Genomic DNA, 17,370 nt, shown 5'->3' with positions numbered 1-17,370 from the left:
GTCTCGCTCCGGCCTTATTCACATCTGTTGGGTCCGGTAGAAAGGTACCGGCTCCGCACCGGTCAGGGGTATGTCGCCTGACCAGGTCGCCCCTTCGGGGACAGGTTCGCCCTGAAAAATCCCCAATCGGGTGTCCGAGACGAGGCGTACCCTGGGGGATATCCCGACGCCGACTCATGGCTTCGGGCTGTTCGTCGTGCGCGAAGGGTGGCCCTTGTGAGCCTGTCCGGACTTCTTGACGCCGTATCCGCCGACCGGGGTGTCGCCGCGCTGCTGGAAGCGTCGGCCACCGCCGGCCGTACCTCCTTCGACCTGGCCGCGCCGCGCTCGGTGCGGCCCTTCGCGCTGGCCGCGCTGGCCCGGGCGCAGGCCCCGGCGGGCCGGCCGGTGCTGGCCGTGACCGCGACCGGGCGCGAGGCCGAGGACCTGGTCGCGGCGCTGCGCGGGCTGCTGGACCCGGAGACCGTCGTGGACTTCCCGTCCTGGGAGACGCTGCCGCACGAGCGCCTGTCGCCGCGCAGCGACACCGTCGGGCGCCGGCTGGCGGTGCTGCGCCGTCTGGTACACCCCGACGCCGCCACCGAGGGCGCCGGCCCCCTGACGGTGGTCGTGGCGCCGATCCGCTCGGTGCTCCAGCCGCAGGTGAAGGGCCTGGCCGACCTGGTCCCGGTGGCCGCGCGCACGGGCGAGGAGATCGACCTGGACGATCTGGTGAACCGGCTCGCCGCCGCCGCGTACACCCGGACGGACCTGGTGGAGAAGCGCGGCGAGTTCGCCGTCCGGGGCGGCATCGTGGACGTCTTCCCGCCCACCGAGGAGCACCCGCTGCGGCTGGAGTTCTGGGGCGACCAGATCGAGGAGATCCGCTACTTCAAGGTCGCCGACCAGCGCTCGCTGGAGGTGGCCGAACACGGGCTGTGGGCCCCGCCGTGCCGCGAGCTGCTGCTCACCGACGAGGTCCGCAAGCGGGCCGCGGCGCTGATGGAGGAGCACCCCGAGCTGGCCGACATCCTCGGCAAGGTCTCCGAGGGCATCGGCGTGGAGGGCATGGAGTCCCTGGCGCCGGTCCTGGTCGACGAGATGGAGCTGTTGATCGACCTGCTGCCGGCCGGCTCGCCGATGGTGCTGTGCGACCCCGAGCGCGTGCGCACCCGCGCCGCCGACCTGGCCGCCACCTCCGCCGAGTTCCTGGACGCCTCCTGGGCCGCCACGGCCGGCGGCGGCCAGAGCCCGATCGACCTCGGCGCGGCCTCGCTGAAGGACCTCGCGTCGGTCCGCGAGCACGCCATCACCCTGGGCCTGCCCTGGTGGTCGCTGACGCCCTTCGCCCCGGACCTGGAGCTGCTGCCGGAGGAGGACGCCACCGAGGTCAGCGAGATCCACGACGCCGAGCAGTACGGCGGCGACACCGGCCGCGCGCTGGCCGACGTCCGGGCCCGGATCTCCGAGGGCTGGCGGGTGGTGCTGGTCACCGCGGGCCACGGCTCGGCCGAGCGCCTGGTCGAGGTGTTGAAGGGCGCTGACATCGGCGCCCGGTACGTCCCGGAGCTGGAGACCGCCCCGGACCCGGCGCTGGCCACCGTCGCCACGGCCAGCATCGACCACGGCTTCGTCGCTCCCGAGCTCAAGCTCTGGGTGATCACCGAGCAGGACGTCTCCGGGCAGCGCGCCACCGTCAAGGACATGGGGCGGATGCCCTCGCGGCGCCGCAACGTCATCGACCCGCTGCAGCTCAAGGCCGGCGACCCGGTCGTGCACGAGCAGCACGGCGTGGGCCGCTACGTGGAGATGGCGCAGCGCACCGTCGCCGGCGCCACCCGCGAGTACCTGGTGATCGAGTACGCCGCGGCCAAGCGCGGCCAGCCCGGCGACCGGCTGTTCGTCCCCACCGACCAGCTCGACCAGGTCACCAAGTACGTCGGCGGCGAGGCGCCCTCGCTGCACCGGCTCGGCGGCGCGGACTGGCAGAAGGCGAAGTCCCGGGCCCGCAAGGCGGTCAAGCAGATCGCCGGGGACCTGGTGAAGCTGTACAGCGCGCGGATGGCCGCGCCGGGGCACGCGTTCGCCGCCGACACGCCGTGGCAGCGGGAGCTGGAGGACGCGTTCCCCTACGTCGAGACGCCGGACCAGCTGGCGTGCATCGACGAGGTGAAGACGGACATGGAGAAGCCGGTCCCGATGGACCGGCTGATCTGCGGCGACGTCGGCTACGGCAAGACCGAGATCGCGGTGCGCGCGGCGTTCAAGGCGGTGCAGGACGGCAAGCAGGTGGCGGTGCTGGTGCCGACCACTCTGTTGGTGCAGCAGCACTTCTCGACCTTCGCCGAGCGCTACGCGCAGTTCCCGGTGACCCTGAAGGGCCTGTCCCGGTTCCAGACCGACAAGGAGGCCGAGGAGGTGCTGCGCGGCGTCGCCGACGGGTCGGTCGACGTCGTGATCGGCACCCACCGGCTGCTGGCGAACTCGGTGAAGTTCAAGCGCCTGGGCCTGGTCATCGTGGACGAGGAGCAGCGTTTCGGCGTCGAGCACAAGGAGCAGCTGAAGCAGGCGCGGGCCAACGTGGACGTGCTGACCATGTCCGCCACCCCGATCCCGCGCACCCTGGAGATGGCGGTCACCGGCATCCGCGAGATGTCCACGATCCAGACCCCGCCGGAGGAGCGGCACCCGGTGCTGACCTTCGTCGGACCGTACGAGGAGAAGCAGATCTCCGCGGCGATCCGCCGCGAGCTGCTGCGCGAGGGCCAGGCCTTCTACATCCACAACCGGGTGGAGTCCATCGACCGCGCGGCCTCCCGGCTGCGCGCGCTGGTGCCCGAGGCGCGGATCGCCACGGCGCACGGCCAGATGAACGAGCACGTGCTGGAGAAGCTGATCGTCGACTTCTGGAACAAGGAGTACGACGTCCTGGTCTGCACCACGATCGTGGAGTCCGGCATCGACATCACCAACGCCAACACGCTGATCGTGGAGCGCGCGGACAACTTCGGCCTGTCGCAGCTGCACCAGCTGCGCGGCCGGGTGGGGCGCGGCCGGGAGCGTGCGTACTCGTACTTCACGTACCCGCCGGAGAAGCCGCTGACCGAGACCGCGCACGAGCGTCTGGCGACCATCGCGCAGCACACCGACCTGGGCGCCGGCATGTACGTGGCGATGAAGGACCTGGAGATCCGCGGCGCCGGCAACCTGCTCGGCGGCGAGCAGTCCGGCCACATCGAGGGCGTCGGCTTCGACCTGTACATCCGCATGGTCGGCGAGGCGGTCGAGCAGTACCGCGCGGAGGCCGAGGGCCGCGAGGTCGAGGAGCAGGTGGAGATCCGCGTGGACCTGCCGGTCGACGCGCACCTGCCGCACGACTACATCCCGGGCGAGCGGCTGCGGCTGGAGGCCTACAAGCGCATCGCGAGCGCGTGCTCGCACGAGGAGCTGGCCGAGGTCCGCCAGGAGTTCACCGACCGCTACGGACGTTTTCCACAGCCTGTGGAAAACCTGCTCGCGGTCGCGGCGTTCCGGATCGACGCACGCGCGGCCGGGCTCGCGGAGGTCGCGGTGCAGGGCAACTTCGTGAAGTTCGGCTCGGTGAAGCTGCGCGAGTCCCAGGAGATGCGGCTGATGCGGCTGTACCCGAAGACGCTGGTGAAGGCCGCCACGGACACCATGCTGGTGCCCAAGCCGATGACCGCGCGGGTCGGCGGTCAGCCGCTGCGCGACCAGGAGCTGCTGGGGTGGGCCCGGGACCTGATCGACGCGGTGCTGAAGATGTAGCCCGAACCTGTCGGTGGGACCTGGTCGAATTACTTGCGAATCATTTGCAACTGCGAGTAATTTGCAAACCAGGTCGGCGACAGGGGACGCGAGTGGGCGCGACGGATCGACTTCCCAGGCAGGTCAGGGCGCTCATCGTGGCGCGCGCGGTGAACCAGCTCGGCGGGTTCTCGCTGGCCTTCCTGACGGTGCTGCTGACAAGGTCCTTCGGCGCGAGCCTCACGGCGGCCGGGATCGTCTCGGCGGCGTTCGGCCTCGCCACGATCCCCAGCCGCCTGGCCGGCGGCCGGCTCGCGGACCACTGGGGCCGCCGGCGCACGATCGTGGCCGGGCTGGTCGGCCTGGCTGTCGCGCAGCTGGGGCTGGCGGCGGCGCCCGACATGCTCGCCGCAACGCTGTGCGCGGTCCTGATGGGGCTCGCCTTCGAGCTGTTCGAGCCGCCGAGCCAGGCGACCATCGCCGACGCGGTGCCCCCGGGCGGCCGGGCCGCGGCCTTCGGGCTGCTGACCACGGCCGTGGCGGTGGGGAGCCTGGCGGCCGGCGTGATCGCCGACGTGGTCGGGCGCTGGAGTCTGCGCTGGCTGTTCGTGGTCGACGCCGGGACCGGGCTGGCGTGCGCGGCGATCGTGCTGCTGGCGCTGGCGCCGGATCACAGGAAGGCATCCGAAACCGGAGCGCGGTCTGCCGGGCCGTCCGAACCCGTTGCGCCGCCTGCGCCCTCGCCGTGGCGCGATCGGACGCTCCTGATCGTCACCGCCTCGGGGACCGTCTTCGCCCTGGTCTCCATGTTCATGGTGAGCATGCTCCCGCTGTCCCTCGGCGCGGTCGGCCTGAATCCCGCGAACGCCGGCCTGATCATGGCCGCCGCCACCGGCACCCTGGTTCTCGCGCGGCCCGTCCTGCGCAATCCGCGGCTCGCGACCCTGTCGCACTCGGCCACCTTCGTCCTGGGCTACCTCTTGATGGCCGTCGGCTTCGGCGGTTACGCGGTCGCCCACACCCTGCCCACTCTGCTGGTGCCGACGGCGTTCTACAGCCTTGGCAACCTGCTCGTCATGGGGCGGTCCTTCGCGATGGTCAGCGAACTGGCGCCGGTCTCGGCCTCGGCGCGCTATCTCGCCGTCTACGGCCTCAGTTGGGGTGTGGCCACGCTGCTCGCGCCGCTGGTGGGGACCTGGCTCATCGGCATGTCGGGGCCCGGTTTGCTGTGGGGGGCGAGTGCTGCGGTGTGCGGGTGCATGGCGTTCGCGCAGCCTCGCGTTGTGCGGCTTGCCCGGCTCTCCCATAAGGATCTTGGTGTGATCCACTCCACAAAGCCGGTGGCGGAACGCTACGATGCGGTGTCGATCTGAGTCGATCTGTATTCGCTGTGCCGCCAGGAAGGTTCAGGACTGTGAACCACGCTCGCTCCGTCCGACTCGCCGCCGTCATCGTCCTCGGCGGGGCCGTGGCCCTGGCCACCTCCGCGTGCGGGGGCCCGATGCAGGCCGGGGCCGCGGCCGTGGTGCAGGGCCAGCGCACCACCGACGCCACCGTCCAGGACCAGGTCGCCTCCATCGTCTCGCTGGTGGAGAAGAACGGCCTGACCCAGGGCGACGTCACCGACGCCCAGCGCTCGGCGCTGGCCAAGGCGCAGATCAACCTGCTGGTGCAGCAGGCGGTGTGGCAGAAGGTCGCCGACGACCAGGGCATCACGGTCACCGCGGCCGCCGACGCCAAGGAGCACACCAGCCTGGTCGAGCAGGCCCGGGCCTCGCTGACCGGGGCGAAGTTCACCGGCAGCGACAACGAGGCGGTGGCGCTGGCCGACGCCGAGTCGCAGCAGAACTCCTCGGGTCTGGCGCCCAGCAGCGTGCCGGTCTACACCCACATCCAGGCGCTGGTCACCTCGGTGGTCGACGCCGAGGCGGCCAAGCTGCACGTGGACCCCAACGACCAGAACAGCCTGACCGCCCTGCAGGGCGCGATCACGCCGATGCTGTCCAAGGCGGCCTCCGAGATCAACGTGAAGATCTCGCCGCGCTACGGCAGCTTCGACCCGTCCACCCGGCAGATCGTCGCGGCGCAGACCACGTGGATCCGGCCGACCGCGGCCCAGATCGCCGCCGCGGCCGCCGCCCAGCAGCAGCAGTCGCAGTGACGTCCGCGCACGGTCGCGGGGCCGGGGCGGCTCAGGAAGCCGCGTAGCGCTCCGCGATCGTGTGGAACACCTTCTTCGGCTCCCAGTTCAGCTCGGGGGAGTCCGGGCCGGTCATCTTCACCGTGCCGTACGCGGCCAGGTCCAGGTCGCGGTGCGGGTCCGCCGGGTCGTGCAGGGCCCGGTAGGTGGCGAAGGTGAACCAGAAGGCGGTGTCGAGCCCGGCCTGCTCGAAGACGTCGTAGAGCTCTGTGAAGTACGTGCTCTGCTCGTCCTCGCTGCGGACGTAGTCGCCGTCGACCACCGGGGGCTCCACCGAGGAGTCCAGGATCGCCCAGGCCATGCCGCCGCGCTCGCCCGAGCCGACGTAGGGGGTGCAGCCGAACTCGGTGGCCACCACCGGCTTGCCGTGCTTGAAGTGCTCGCGGATCTCCTCGGCGAACTTGTCCTTGTTCTGGGCCGAGCGGTAGGCGTCCACGGACACGAAGTCGAAGGGCGTCCAGTCGATGAACTCCCACGGCCCGGCCGCGTACGTCACCCTCCCGTGGAAGTGCTCGCGCACCACCGCGGCGGCCTCGGCCAGGTAGCCGCTGAACGCGGCCATGATCTCCCCGAGCCGGCTCCACAGCTCCATCCCGCCGCCGCCCAGCGTCTCGATCCGGGCGTAGCTGTCCTCGCCGTCGAAGTAGCCGGGACAGAACAGCGAGGTCTCGCAGCCCGCCACGAAGACCACCTCGGTGCCGGCCGCGCGGATCCGCTCCGCGCGGCGGGCGCAGTCGGCCAGGATCTCCAGCAGCTCCTCCCGCGAGGCCTCGCAAGGGAACGGCGCGAACCAGACCTCCAGTCCGGCCTCCGCCGCGGCATGCGCGGCGGCTTCGAGCCGGTCCGGCACCGCCCCGGAGATCCGGACGGCCGTGCAGTGCAGGCCGTCGGCGATGATCCCCAGTTCGCGCCGGGCGGTCTCGGCGTCGAAGTCCGGCCGCGAGTCCTTGCCCCCGGGGAAGAACCCGGTGTCGTAGTTGATGCCCTTGCCGCGCATAACGTCCGCCCCTCCGTGATGGGTCCGGTGCTGCCTTCAGACGCGATATATCGTATCAACGCTCCGCGTCGGAGGCGGCCTCGGCGCGGGCCGCGATCATCTTCTCCAGCGGCTCGACCGCGGCCCCGCCGGTGACGCAGGCCGCGCCGATCGCGACGGCCAGCACCACGGTGCCCAGCCAGGCCATCGTCGAGACCGGCAGGGTGAACGCCCCGATCAGCCGCGCGACGCACTCGGCCAGCAGCCACCCGCCCCAGATCAGGCTGTAGAGGTTCTCCTTGGCCCGGAACTCCGCGCTCTCGGCCCGCAGTTCGTCCCACGCCGCGGTCCGCCGCGTGTCGCCCTTGGTGACGAACGGCTTCAGCCCGGCGGACATCATCGGCTTGCCGCCCCGCACCGACCACAGGATCCCGAGCGCGATCGTGCTGCTCACCGCGGAGTCCTTGGCGAGCATCAGGCGGGCGTCGCCGGAGACGAAGGTCAGCGCGATCGCGACGACGTTCACCGTCAGCATCAGCATGGCCAGCGCGTTGAGCTGCCGCTTGGCGACCGCGGCGAAGATCGTGCGGGCCGCCGGCACCACGCTGCTCAGGCCCAGGGCGGCGGCGGTGCCGACGCCGAGGCCCGCGTGCAGGGCGTAGTAGCCGCCGAGCGGGATCGCGATGTCGAGGACCAACGGCACCAGGGTCTGCTTCAGGGTGTTCGGCTGGGCGGCGGCCGTTTCCTCGGCGGTGTTCGTGTTCGCGGTGTTCGTGTTCGTGTTCGTGTTCGCAGTGTTCATGGTGTCGGTGATGACGGCGGTCATCGGCAGTCCCCTCCCGGACGAGTCCCTTAGGTCTGACCCAACTTTAGGCTGGACCTACTCACTAGGTCAAGCCTAATATGGAGGCATGGAGACCCAAGGACTGCGCGAGCGCAAGAAGCGGCAGACCCGCGAGGAGATCGCCAACGTCGCGACCGCGATGTTCGCCGAGCGCGGCTTCGAGAACGTGACCATCGCCGAGGTCGCCACGGCCGCGGGCGTGGCGAAGATGACCGTGACGAACCACTTCCCGCTGAAGGAGGACCTGGTCTTCGACCGGGCCGAGCACATCGTCCACGGTCTGGCCGAGGCGGTCGGGGCGCGGCCCGGGGGCGAGCCGGTGCTGGCCGCCGCGCGCCGCTACCACGCCGAGCAGCTGGCGGCCGGCGACCCGACGCTGGGCCATCGCGGCGTGGGCTTCTCGCGGCTGGTCACGGCCAGCCCGGCGCTGGCCGCGCGCGAGCGGCAGATCCACGACCAGCGCGAGCAGGCGCTGGCCGAGGTCCTGGTGGCCCAGGCGGAGCCGGAGCAGGAGCTGGCGGCGCGGGTGGTCGCGGCCCAGATCGCCGGGGTCTACCGGATCCTGTACTTCACCGGCCGCCGCCTGTTGCTGGAGGGGGTGCAGGACTCGGAGATGGCCGCGGCGTTCGCCGACCAGGCGCGCCGGGCCTTCGCCCTGCTCGATGCCGATCTCAGCGGCTTCGACCCGCGGCCGCGCCTACGATCTACTCCATGACCGAAGCCCCGCCGCCGGACACCGGCCGCATCGTCTTCCTGGCCACCTCGCCCCGGGTCGCCCTCGGGCTGCTCTCCTGGCCGGCCTGGGAGACGCTGCGCGCGGCCGACGTGGTCTTCGCCGCCGACGCCGAGCACCCGCACATCCCGTACGTCGAGCAGGCCACCGGCGCCGTGGTGGCGCTGCCGGACCACAGTCCGGCGATGGCCGCCGAACGCCTCCTGGAGGCCGCCACGCCGTCCCGCACAGTCGTCTGGCTCGCCGAGGACGAGGAGTTCGACGAGGAGATGGCGGTCGCGCTCGGGAACCGGTTGGTGCAGCTCGCCTCCGAGTCGCTGCCCGAACTCGAAGTCCTGCCGGGTTCCTATGATCTGCCCGGAGCGCACCTGCTCGACCTCGTGGACGTCATGAACCGGCTGCGCTCGCCCGGCGGCTGCCCCTGGGACGCCGAGCAGACTCACGCCTCGCTGGTGAAGTACCTGCTCGAAGAGGCCTACGAAGCCGTGGAGACCATCGAGGACGGCGATCCTCTGACCCCCGGCCCGGGGCGCGACGCGCTGCGCGAGGAACTCGGCGACGTACTACTCCAAGTGATGTTCCACTCACGCATCGCCGAAGAACACGAAAACGATCCGTTCTCCGTCGACGACGTCGCCGACGGCATCGTGGCCAAGCTGATCCGCCGACACCCGCATGTGTTCGCCTCTGGCGACAATGGGCACAGTGGGGACGTCGACGCCCCGACGGCCGAGCACGTGGCCGCCAACTGGGAGCAGATCAAGGCCGAGGAGAAGCAGCGCGCGTCGGTGACCGAGGGCGTGCCGATGACCCAGCCGGCCCTGGCGCTGGCCGCGAAGTTGGGGAGCCGGGTCCGCAAGGCCGGGCTCGCCGTGCCCTCCGGGCCCGCCCCCGCCCTCCCGGAAACCCCTGATGAGCTGGGTGAGCAGCTTCTTGCGATGGCCGTGGCGGCGGCCGGGGCCGGCTGGGATCCGGAAGAAGTCCTGCGAACGGCTGCGCGTCGGTACCGTGACCGCGTCATTACGGCAGAGGCGGAGGTAGCCACGGGGTAGGGGTGCCGGGTTAGTCTGAACGTGGTAGGCGAAGCGGACCGGCCGACTTCTCCTCACGAATCGTTGGCTGACCGGGAGAAGAGAGACCACCTATGTTGGGCGATTTGCAGCCTTGGCACCTGATCGTCATCCTCGTTGTGCTGTTCCTGCTGTTCGGAGCGAAGAAGATGCCGGACATGGCGCGCTCCGTGGGGCAGTCCCTGCGCATCTTCAAGTCCGAGATGCGGCAGAGCCAGAAGGAGACCGAGGACGTCGTCAAGCAGGCCAATGACGCCGCGCGGGTGACCCCCGCCGTGGAGAACTCCGGTTCGACGACGGTCACCGACTCGGCTCAGAAGCACACCAACGCCGGCTGACCGGTCCGCGCTGTACCACTGAAAGCCTCAGGGCCTCCCGCGATTCGCGAGAGGCCCTTCAGTGCTGCCCGATCACTGCCCGACCACTGTCCGATCACTGCCCCGGCAGGGTGTTCTGGAACGCGCCGTGCGCGGCGGAGGTCAGCCAGTCCTTCTGGCTGTCGTCGTTGCGCAGGTCGGCGTAGACCGCCGTGGTGATCAGCACGTAGCGGTGGAAGCTGCCGAACTTGCCCTCGCGGGTGACCGCGCCGGCCTTGGCCAGCTTGGTGCAGGTGTCGGCGCCGGGCTGGCCGGCCGGCGGGCACCACTGCGCGTAGTCGCCCGTGTGCGTGGCGCTCAGCTTCTTGTAGATCGCCGAGGCGGTCGCGGCGTCGGGATAGGGGATGATCATGGCGCTGACGACGATCCGGTTGTTGTCCGGGTCGATCCAGGAGGCGGCCATGAGGTCCGTGCACTTGGCGGATTTCACGATGTTCTGCACGGCCGTGTCGCCGATCTTGGCGCAGGGCTGGGACTGCGCGTACTTCAGCGCGTAGGTCACGTTCTTGTCGTCGGTGAACGACTGCGCCACCAGGGCCTGCGCGGTGAACGGCGTCTTGTCCGTGGCCGCGTTGTCCAGGGCCGCGCCGCCGCCGGTGGAGGAGGCCGAGGCGGGCGGGGCCGCCGAGCCGGTGTAGCTGTTGTCCGGGAACGAGGCCGAGCTCGACGAGGCCGGCGTCGCCGGGGCGGTCGGGGACGCGGACGTGGTCGCCGCGGCGGGCTGCGCCTTGGTGTCCTTCTTGCTGTCGCCCTTGGTCAGCACGTAGATACCGCCCGCCGCGCCGAGGAGCACCACGACGGCGGCGACGCCCGCGACGATCCGGCCGGTGTTGCCCTTCTTCGGCGGCGGCTCCTCGCCCGGGTAGGACATGCCGGGCATCTGCGGCGGCGTGAACTGCGGGGGCGGCGGCTGCATCGTGTACTGCGGGTACGGCCCCTGGTCCGGCTGGTACGGCGCACGGTCCTGCTGCGGCGGCTGGGACTGCGGGTGCTGACCCTGGGACTGCGGATACTGGCCCTGGGACTGCGGGTACTGCCCCTGGGGCTGGGGGTACTGCCCCTGGTCCTGCGGGTACGGGATCTGGTCCTGCTGCGGCGGTTGAGCCTGCGGGAACGGGATCCGGTCGTGCTGCGGCGGCGGTCCCTGCTGCGGCGGGCCCTGGGGCGGCTGCGGAGGCACGTACGAACCCTGATTCCAACCCTCGCCCTGCGGCTGCTGCTGCGGCGGCTGCTGGGGCCCGGGCCGCGGCTGCTCCGGCGGTGGCTGGGACCCCCAACCCGGCTGGATCTGGGTCTCCCAAGGCGGCTGAGAAGACATGGTCACAGCATATGCAGTACTGATGACGGGAGTGCAGACTCTTCCTCGATCTCAGCGGCGAACAGTCCTCTATGGTCGGAGAATGGCAGACACCCCTGACGCACGCTTCGAGGCATTGGCCGCCGACATCCTGGACGGCCTGTGCCGCCGGCATCCGGACTGGGCCGGGACGCTGGGCCTGCACGAGTACGACGCGGAGCTGCCGGACCGGTCCGCCGGCGGCCTGGCCGCGGAAGCCGCCTGGCTGGCCGGGCGGGCCGCGGATCTGGCCGACCAGGACACCGCGGCGCTGTCGGTGGCCAACCGCGCGGACGCCGCGATCCTCGCCAACCACCTGGCCGCGCTGCGCTTCCAGATCGAGGACCTGCGCGAGGACGAGTGGAATCCGGCGGAGGCGAACCCCGGCATCGCCTTGTACACGCTGCTGGCGCGCGACTACGCCCCGGCCGCACAGCGGCTGAGGGCTTTCGCCGGGCGGCTGGAACAGGTGCCCTCGACGCTGGCGGACAGCCGGTCGCTGTTGACCGGCAAGCCTTTGTCGCGCATCCACGTGGAGCTCGCGATAGGCCAGTTCCAGGGCACCGTGGACCTGGTCGGGGCCGAGCTGGACGCGGCGGTCGTGGAGGCTTCGAAAGCTGATTCAGCCGGTGCCTCCGAGGCGCGGACGGCGATCGACGCGGTCCGTCCGGCGGCGGTGGAAGCACTCGAAGCGCACATCGCCTGGCTCAAGGAGCGGCTGGCCGCCGGCGACGCGGGGGAGGAGGAGTTCCGCGACCCGCGGATCGGCGCGGAACTGTTCGCCCGCAAGCTCTCCCTGAGCCTGGACGCGGAGTCGGACGCGGCGGCGATCCTGGCGCGTGCCGAAGCCGATCTGGACCGGGTCTCCGCCGAGATCGTCGAGGCCGCCGCGGACTACGAAGGCGTCGCGATCCCCTCGGCCGAGGCGGAGCGCTCGGCGCTGGTGCGGCGGGTCCTGGACCGGCTCGCCGAGGCCGCGCCGGACAACGAGACCATCCTGGAGTACAGCCGGCAGGCGCTGCTGAAGCAGTTCGCCTTCGTGCGCGAGCACGACCTCGTGACCGTGTATCCGGACCCTTATGAAGTCTCGGCCATGCCCGAGGTGCACCGGGGCGTGGCGGTGGCCTACTGCGACCCGCCCGGGCCGCTGGAGCCGGCCGAGGTGCAGACGATCCTGGCGATCTCGCCGACACCGGAGGACTGGACGCCCGAGCGCGTCGCCTCCTTCTTCCGCGAGTACAACCTGCACATGCTGCACAACCTGATGGTCCACGAGGCCATGCCGGGACACCTGCTGCAGTTGCAGCACTCGCGCCGCCAGCAGGCCCCGACCCCGGTCCGCGCCGCGCTGTGGTCCGGCTCCTTCGTCGAGGGCTGGGCCGTGTACGCCGAGGAACTGATGGCCCGCTACCGATATCCCGGCGACGGCGACCCGCGCGCAGTGCGGATGCAGCAGCTGAAGATGCAGCTCCGCATGATCATCAACACCGTGCTCGACGGCCGGGTCCACTGCCACGGCATGACCGAGGACGAGGCCATGGCGCTGATGACCGGCCGCGGATACCAGGAGGACGGCGAGGCCGCGGGCAAGTGGCGCCGCGCACTGCTGAGCAGCTCGCAGCTGTCCACGTACTACGTGGGTTACGTCGAGGTCTCCGACCTGGTCCGCGATCTGCGGGCGGACCATCCCGAATGGTCGGAGCGCGAGCTGCACGACGCGGTGCTGGGGCACGGCTCCCCGGCCGCGCGGTATCTCAGAGAGCTGATCGCCGGCTAGCGGCGCGGTTCGAGGCCGGCTTCAGGGGCCGTCTCCACGACGGCGCGGTCCATTTCCCGGGCCGCTTCGTCGCGGCCTCATGCTGAAGGCGGCGGATCCGTCGGCGCGGTCCTAGACGTTCAGGTACCGCAGAACCGCCATCACCCGGCGGTGGTCCTCCGCCGCCGGCGTGAGGTCCAGCTTGGTGAAGATGCTCGAGGTGTGCTTCTCCACCGCCTTCTCGGTCACGAACAGCCCGGCCGCGATCGCCGAGTTGGAGCGGCCCTCGGCCATCATCGCCAGGACCTCGCGCTCGCGCGGGGTCAGGGTCTCCAGGGGGTCGTTCTTCTTGCGGCGGCCCAGGAGCTGCGCCACGACCTCGGGGTCCAGGGCGGTGCCGCCGGCGGCGACGCGCTTGAGGGCGTCGACGAACTCCTCGACCTCGGCGACGCGCTCCTTCAGGAGGTAGCCCAGGCCGTTGGCGCTGGTGGAGAACAGCTCCTGGGCGTAGGCGGCCTCGACCGCCTGGCTGAAGACCAGGATGGCCATGTCCGGGTACTTGGCCCGGACCTCCACCGCGGCGCGCAGGCCCTCGTCGGTGAAGGTCGGGGGCATGCGGACGTCGGCGACGATCACGTCCGGCTTCAGGGCGTCGGCGGCCTCCACCATGCCCTTGCCGTCGTCCACCTTGGCCACGACGTCGAACCCCGAATCCGCGAGGAGCCTGGCCAGGCCCTCGCGGAGCAGGACCGCGTCTTCGGCGATCAGGACGCGGATGGCTTCGGGCATGGCATCTCCATGATGATCTGGGTCGGTCCCCCGAGTGGGCTGCTGACCGACAGAATGCCATCCAGCGGCGCGATGCGGTCGGACAATCCGGCCAGGCCGCCGCCGGTATCGGCCTCGGCGCCGCCGACGCCGTTGTCGCCGACGATCATCCGCAGGTTGCCGTCGCGCAGTTCCAGCTCGATCCAGGCCCGGGTGGCGTGGGCGTGCTTGGCCATGTTCGCCAGCGACTCGGAGGCCACGAAGTACGCCGCCGACTCCACTTCCGGGCTCGGCCGCCAGGGCAGGGCGGCGTCCACCTCGACCGGGACCGGGGAGCGGCCGGCCAGGGCGGACAGCGCCGCGTCCAGGCCGCGGTCGGTCAGCACCGCGGGGTGGATGCCGCGGGCCAGATCGCGCAGCTCGCTCAGGGCCAGCTTCACGCCCTCGTGCGCCTCGGCGACCAGCTGCGCGGCGGCCGCGGAGTCGGATTCGTCGCCGGTCTTCAGCTTCGACTTGGCCCGGCCCAGGTCCATCGCCAGGGCGACCAGCCGCTGCTGCGCGCCGTCGTGCAGGTCGCGCTCGATGCGGCGGCGCTCGGCCTCGGCGGCGCTGACCGCCTGGCTGCGGGTGGTGCGCAGGGCCGCCTCGCGGCGCGCCAGCTCGGGCCGGCCCAGGCCCAGCAGCGTGCGGCCCAAGGTGGTCTGGGCCCGGGTCGCCAGCTCCAGGACGGTCGGCCCGACGAACCAGGTGAACACCACCGCGATGGCCGAGAAGGTCAGGACGGAGGGCAGGGTGCTGATGTAGTACTCGCTGCCGTCGACGTGCATCAGCGGGATCCGGTGGTGCGGCAGGGCGCGGTACCAGAACGGCAGGGTGAGCGCGCCCAGGGTCAGCGCCCAGACGTCGACGACCGCGATGAACCACCCGAACCCCAGCGCCGAGGACAGGACCAGGTGCACCAGGTCCCGCCAGGTCGCCGGGTCGGAGACGTGGCCGAGCAGCCGCTGCAGCACGTTCCCGGCCGGAGCCGGCTCCCGGTACGGCGCGGGCACCCGCTCGCCGGTCAGGTTCAGGATCCGCCGCCGCTCGAGCCGGGCGTGCCAGCGCAGGCCCGTGATGCCGGCCAGCAGCAGCGGCAGTCCGACGACCACCAGGACCAGCGGCCCGCCGACGCTGAGCACCACGGCTATCCAGATCACCTGGACGAACGCGGTCGCGAACGAGGCGGCCAGATACCCCTGCTGGCGCAGCGCGCGCCCGGTGAAGGGACCCTTCAGCAACTCCCCCGGGCCGAGCATCGGCGCGGCGTCCTCGACCCGCCGGCCGGCAACCTTGGCTCCCACATTCGTGATCATAGGTCCAGCATCGGGGAGTGCGGCGCGGATTCCGATGGGGGTGGCCCTACTGTTCGCGCGGGGAAGACCCCCGAAACTTCCTTCGGCCCGCCCCAGGCGGCCTGGAGCGCCTCTGTTCAGCGCCTGCCCGGGGAATCCACGGCGAACAGCGCGCGGCGCGGCCCCGCCGTCTCACCCCTCGACCCTGCTGAGCACGGTGCTCGGCCTGCCGAAGGATAGGCTCTGGAGCGAAACCAACAGAGCTTAAGGAGAGATGCGACGTGGCGTCCATCGAAGCCATCAACGCGCGGGAGATCCTGGACTCGCGCGGCAACCCGACCGTCGAGGTCGAGGTGCTTCTCGAAGACGGCAGCTTCGCCCGCGCGGCGGTCCCCTCCGGCGCCTCCACCGGCGCCTTCGAGGCCGTGGAGCTGCGCGACGGCGACGCGGCCCGCTACGGCGGCAAGGGTGTCGAGCGCGCCGTGCAGGGCGTGCTGGACGAGATCTACCCCGCGGTGGTCGGCGAGGACGCCTCCGACCAGCGGCTGATCGACCAGGCCATGATCGACCTGGACGCCACGCCGAACAAGGCACGCCTGGGCGCCAACGCGCTGCTGGGTGTCTCGCTGGCCGTGGCCAAGGCCGCCGCCGAGTCCGCCGAGCTGCCGCTGTTCCGCTACCTCGGCGGCCCGAACGCGCACACCCTGCCGGTGCCGATGATGAACATCCTCAACGGCGGCGCGCACGCGGACTCCAACGTGGACATCCAGGAGTTCATGATCGCCCCGATCGGCGCGGCCAGCTTCCGCGAGGCGCTGCGCTGGGGCGCGGAGGTCTACCACGCGCTGAAGTCGGTGCTCAAGGAGCAGGGCCTGAACACGGGCCTGGGCGACGAGGGCGGCTTCGCGCCGAGCCTGCCGTCCAACCGCGACGCCCTGGACCTGATCCTGGTCGCGATCAAGAAGGCCGGCTACGAGCCCGGCCGCGACATCGCGCTGGCGCTGGACGTCGCGGCGTCCGAGTTCTACAAGGACGGCGCCTACCAGTTCGAGGGCAAGTCCCGCAGCGCCTCGGAGATGACCGACTACTACGCCGAGCTGGTCGACGCCTACCCGCTGGTGTCCATCGAGGACCCGCTGTTCGAGGACGACTGGGACGGCTGGAAGATCCTCACCGAGCGCCTGGGCACCAAGGTGCAGATCGTCGGCGACGACCTGTTCGTCACCAACCCCGAGCGCCTGGCCCGCGGCATCGCCGGCGGCCAGGCCAACGCGCTGCTGGTGAAGGTGAACCAGATCGGCACGCTGACCGAGACCTTCGACGCCGTGCAGCTGGCGCACCGCAACGGCTACCGCTGCATGATGTCGCACCGCTCCGGCGAGACCGAGGACACCACGATCGCCGACCTGGCCGTCGCGGTGGACTGCGGCCAGATCAAGACCGGCGCCCCGGCCCGCTCGGACCGCGTCGCCAAGTACAACCAGCTGCTGCGCATCGAGGAGGAGCTGGACGACGCCGCGCGCTACGCGGGCCGCTCGGCCTTCCCCCGCTTCACGCACGAGGGCTGACACCGGCTGACACAGCCTGACTTGGCTGACACCCTCGCCGCCCGCTGATACCGCCTGCCCTGACCGGCAGGCGGTATCGTCGCAGGCATGAGATCGGAAGCCGAGGGCTCGGCACCTCGGCGCTTGAGCGCGGTCCCGGCGCAGCGGCACGACGCCGCGCCGGGATCTTCGCGTTCCGCCGGCGACGGCGGCTCGGGCTCGGGCGGCCCGAACAAGAAGCGCACGCGCTACACCGCGCGCGCGGCGATCCTGATGCTGGTGCTGTGCGCGCTCGTGCTGGCGCTGGCCTATCCGCTGCAGCAGTACTTCTCGCAGGGCTCGCAGATCGACCAGCTCAAGCAGCAGAACGCGGACAAGCGCGCCGAGGTCAGCCAGCTCCAGCAGCAGCTGGCGCAGTGGCAGGACCCCGACTACGTCAAGATCCAGGCCCGGCTCCGGCTGCACTACGTGTTCCCCGGCGAGACCGGTCTGCGGCTCCTCGGGGCCGGGGACGCGGCCAGCGGCGGCCCGGACGGGACCACGGGCCCCTCGCAGGGCTCCAGTGCTTGGTACGCGCAGCTGTGGAACTCGGTGACGGCCGCGACCGGCGCACCGCCGTCAGCCACGTCCGCCCCCTCGTCAGTACCCACTTCCGTGTCCCCGACGGCGACCGGCCACTGAGGCT

At 71.3% G+C, this 17,370-nt stretch carries 14 protein-coding genes; 9 read left to right on the top strand and 5 right to left on the bottom strand.

Annotated elements, in window-relative coordinates; all coding sequences use genetic code 11:
- Positions 1-270: 270 nt before the first annotated feature.
- From mfd to ABIA35_RS01515, 3 genes are all read left to right on the top strand, one after another.
- Positions 271-3,765 (top strand): transcription-repair coupling factor, encoded by a 3,495-nt coding sequence (mfd, locus tag ABIA35_RS01525; RefSeq protein WP_370356641.1) that lies wholly within the window; start codon positions 271-273, stop codon positions 3,763-3,765.
- Positions 3,766-3,902: 137 nt separating this feature from the next.
- Positions 3,903-5,117 (top strand): MFS transporter, encoded by a 1,215-nt coding sequence (locus tag ABIA35_RS01520; protein ID WP_370356207.1) that lies wholly within the window; start codon positions 3,903-3,905, stop codon positions 5,115-5,117.
- Positions 5,118-5,158: 41 nt separating this feature from the next.
- Complete coding sequence (locus tag ABIA35_RS01515) at positions 5,159-5,905, top strand: hypothetical protein (RefSeq protein ID WP_370339881.1); 747 nt, start codon at positions 5,159-5,161, stop codon at positions 5,903-5,905.
- Positions 5,906-5,936: 31 nt separating this feature from the next.
- On the opposite strand, the gene ABIA35_RS01510 is transcribed toward ABIA35_RS01515, so the two are convergent.
- Both ABIA35_RS01510 and ABIA35_RS01505 read right to left on the bottom strand, forming a co-directional pair.
- Complete coding sequence (locus ABIA35_RS01510) at positions 5,937-6,941, bottom strand: hypothetical protein (protein ID WP_370356206.1); 1,005 nt, start codon at positions 6,939-6,941, stop codon at positions 5,937-5,939.
- Positions 6,942-6,996: 55 nt separating this feature from the next.
- Positions 6,997-7,746 (bottom strand): VC0807 family protein, encoded by a 750-nt coding sequence (locus ABIA35_RS01505; protein ID WP_370356204.1) that lies wholly within the window; start codon positions 7,744-7,746, stop codon positions 6,997-6,999.
- Positions 7,747-7,831: 85 nt separating this feature from the next.
- On the opposite strand from ABIA35_RS01505, the gene ABIA35_RS01500 reads away from it, so the two are divergent.
- From ABIA35_RS01500 to tatA, 3 genes are all read left to right on the top strand, one after another.
- The gene (locus ABIA35_RS01500) at positions 7,832-8,479 is read left to right on the top strand and encodes a TetR/AcrR family transcriptional regulator (protein WP_370339884.1); all 648 of its coding nucleotides are present in this window, start codon (positions 7,832-7,834) and stop codon (positions 8,477-8,479) included.
- The gene (locus ABIA35_RS01495) at positions 8,476-9,549 is read left to right on the top strand and encodes a nucleoside triphosphate pyrophosphohydrolase (RefSeq protein WP_370339885.1); all 1,074 of its coding nucleotides are present in this window, start codon (positions 8,476-8,478) and stop codon (positions 9,547-9,549) included. The genes ABIA35_RS01500 and ABIA35_RS01495 overlap by 4 nt, the downstream gene beginning before the upstream one ends.
- A gap of 104 nt (positions 9,550-9,653) precedes the next feature.
- Positions 9,654-9,905, top strand: coding sequence for a Sec-independent protein translocase subunit TatA (tatA, locus tag ABIA35_RS01490; RefSeq protein WP_370339886.1), 252 nt, complete (start codon positions 9,654-9,656; stop codon positions 9,903-9,905).
- 94 nt (positions 9,906-9,999) lie between these two features.
- Here tatA and ABIA35_RS01485 read toward each other — a convergent pair whose 3' ends face one another.
- Entirely contained in the window at positions 10,000-11,262 is a 1,263-nt protein-coding gene (locus tag ABIA35_RS01485; RefSeq protein ID WP_370356202.1) for a hypothetical protein, read from the bottom strand.
- Between the two features lie 82 nt (positions 11,263-11,344).
- Here ABIA35_RS01485 and ABIA35_RS01480 point away from each other — a divergent pair, with 82 nt between their 5' ends.
- On the top strand, positions 11,345-13,057 hold the full coding sequence (locus ABIA35_RS01480; protein WP_370356200.1) for a DUF885 domain-containing protein: 1,713 nt from the start codon (positions 11,345-11,347) through the stop codon (positions 13,055-13,057).
- Between the two features lie 111 nt (positions 13,058-13,168).
- On the opposite strand, the gene ABIA35_RS01475 is transcribed toward ABIA35_RS01480, so the two are convergent.
- Together ABIA35_RS01475 and ABIA35_RS01470 are read right to left on the bottom strand one after the other, a co-directional pair.
- Positions 13,169-13,825, bottom strand: a complete 657-nt coding sequence (locus ABIA35_RS01475) for a response regulator (RefSeq protein ID WP_370339889.1) — start codon at positions 13,823-13,825, stop codon at positions 13,169-13,171.
- Positions 13,801-15,147 carry a sensor histidine kinase gene (locus ABIA35_RS01470; RefSeq protein ID WP_370356198.1) on the bottom strand — a complete coding sequence of 449 codons (1,347 nt, stop codon included), beginning with the start codon at positions 15,145-15,147 and terminating at the stop codon, positions 13,801-13,803. Before ABIA35_RS01470 ends, ABIA35_RS01475 begins: the two co-directional genes overlap by 25 nt.
- A gap of 272 nt (positions 15,148-15,419) precedes the next feature.
- Here ABIA35_RS01470 and eno point away from each other — a divergent pair, with 272 nt between their 5' ends.
- Entirely contained in the window at positions 15,420-16,706 is a 1,287-nt protein-coding gene (gene eno / locus ABIA35_RS01465; RefSeq protein WP_370339891.1) for a phosphopyruvate hydratase, read from the top strand.
- 87 nt (positions 16,707-16,793) lie between these two features.
- Positions 16,794-17,366 (top strand): septum formation initiator family protein, encoded by a 573-nt coding sequence (locus tag ABIA35_RS01460; RefSeq protein ID WP_370356196.1) that lies wholly within the window; start codon positions 16,794-16,796, stop codon positions 17,364-17,366.
- Positions 17,367-17,370: the final 4 nt, after the last annotated feature.

Source organism: Catenulispora sp. MAP12-49 (genome assembly GCF_041262705.1).
GTDB lineage: Bacteria > Actinomycetota > Actinomycetes > Streptomycetales > Catenulisporaceae > Catenulispora.
Note: the sequence above shows the minus strand (reverse complement) of the source record. Positions and strands in the feature narration are given on the sequence as shown.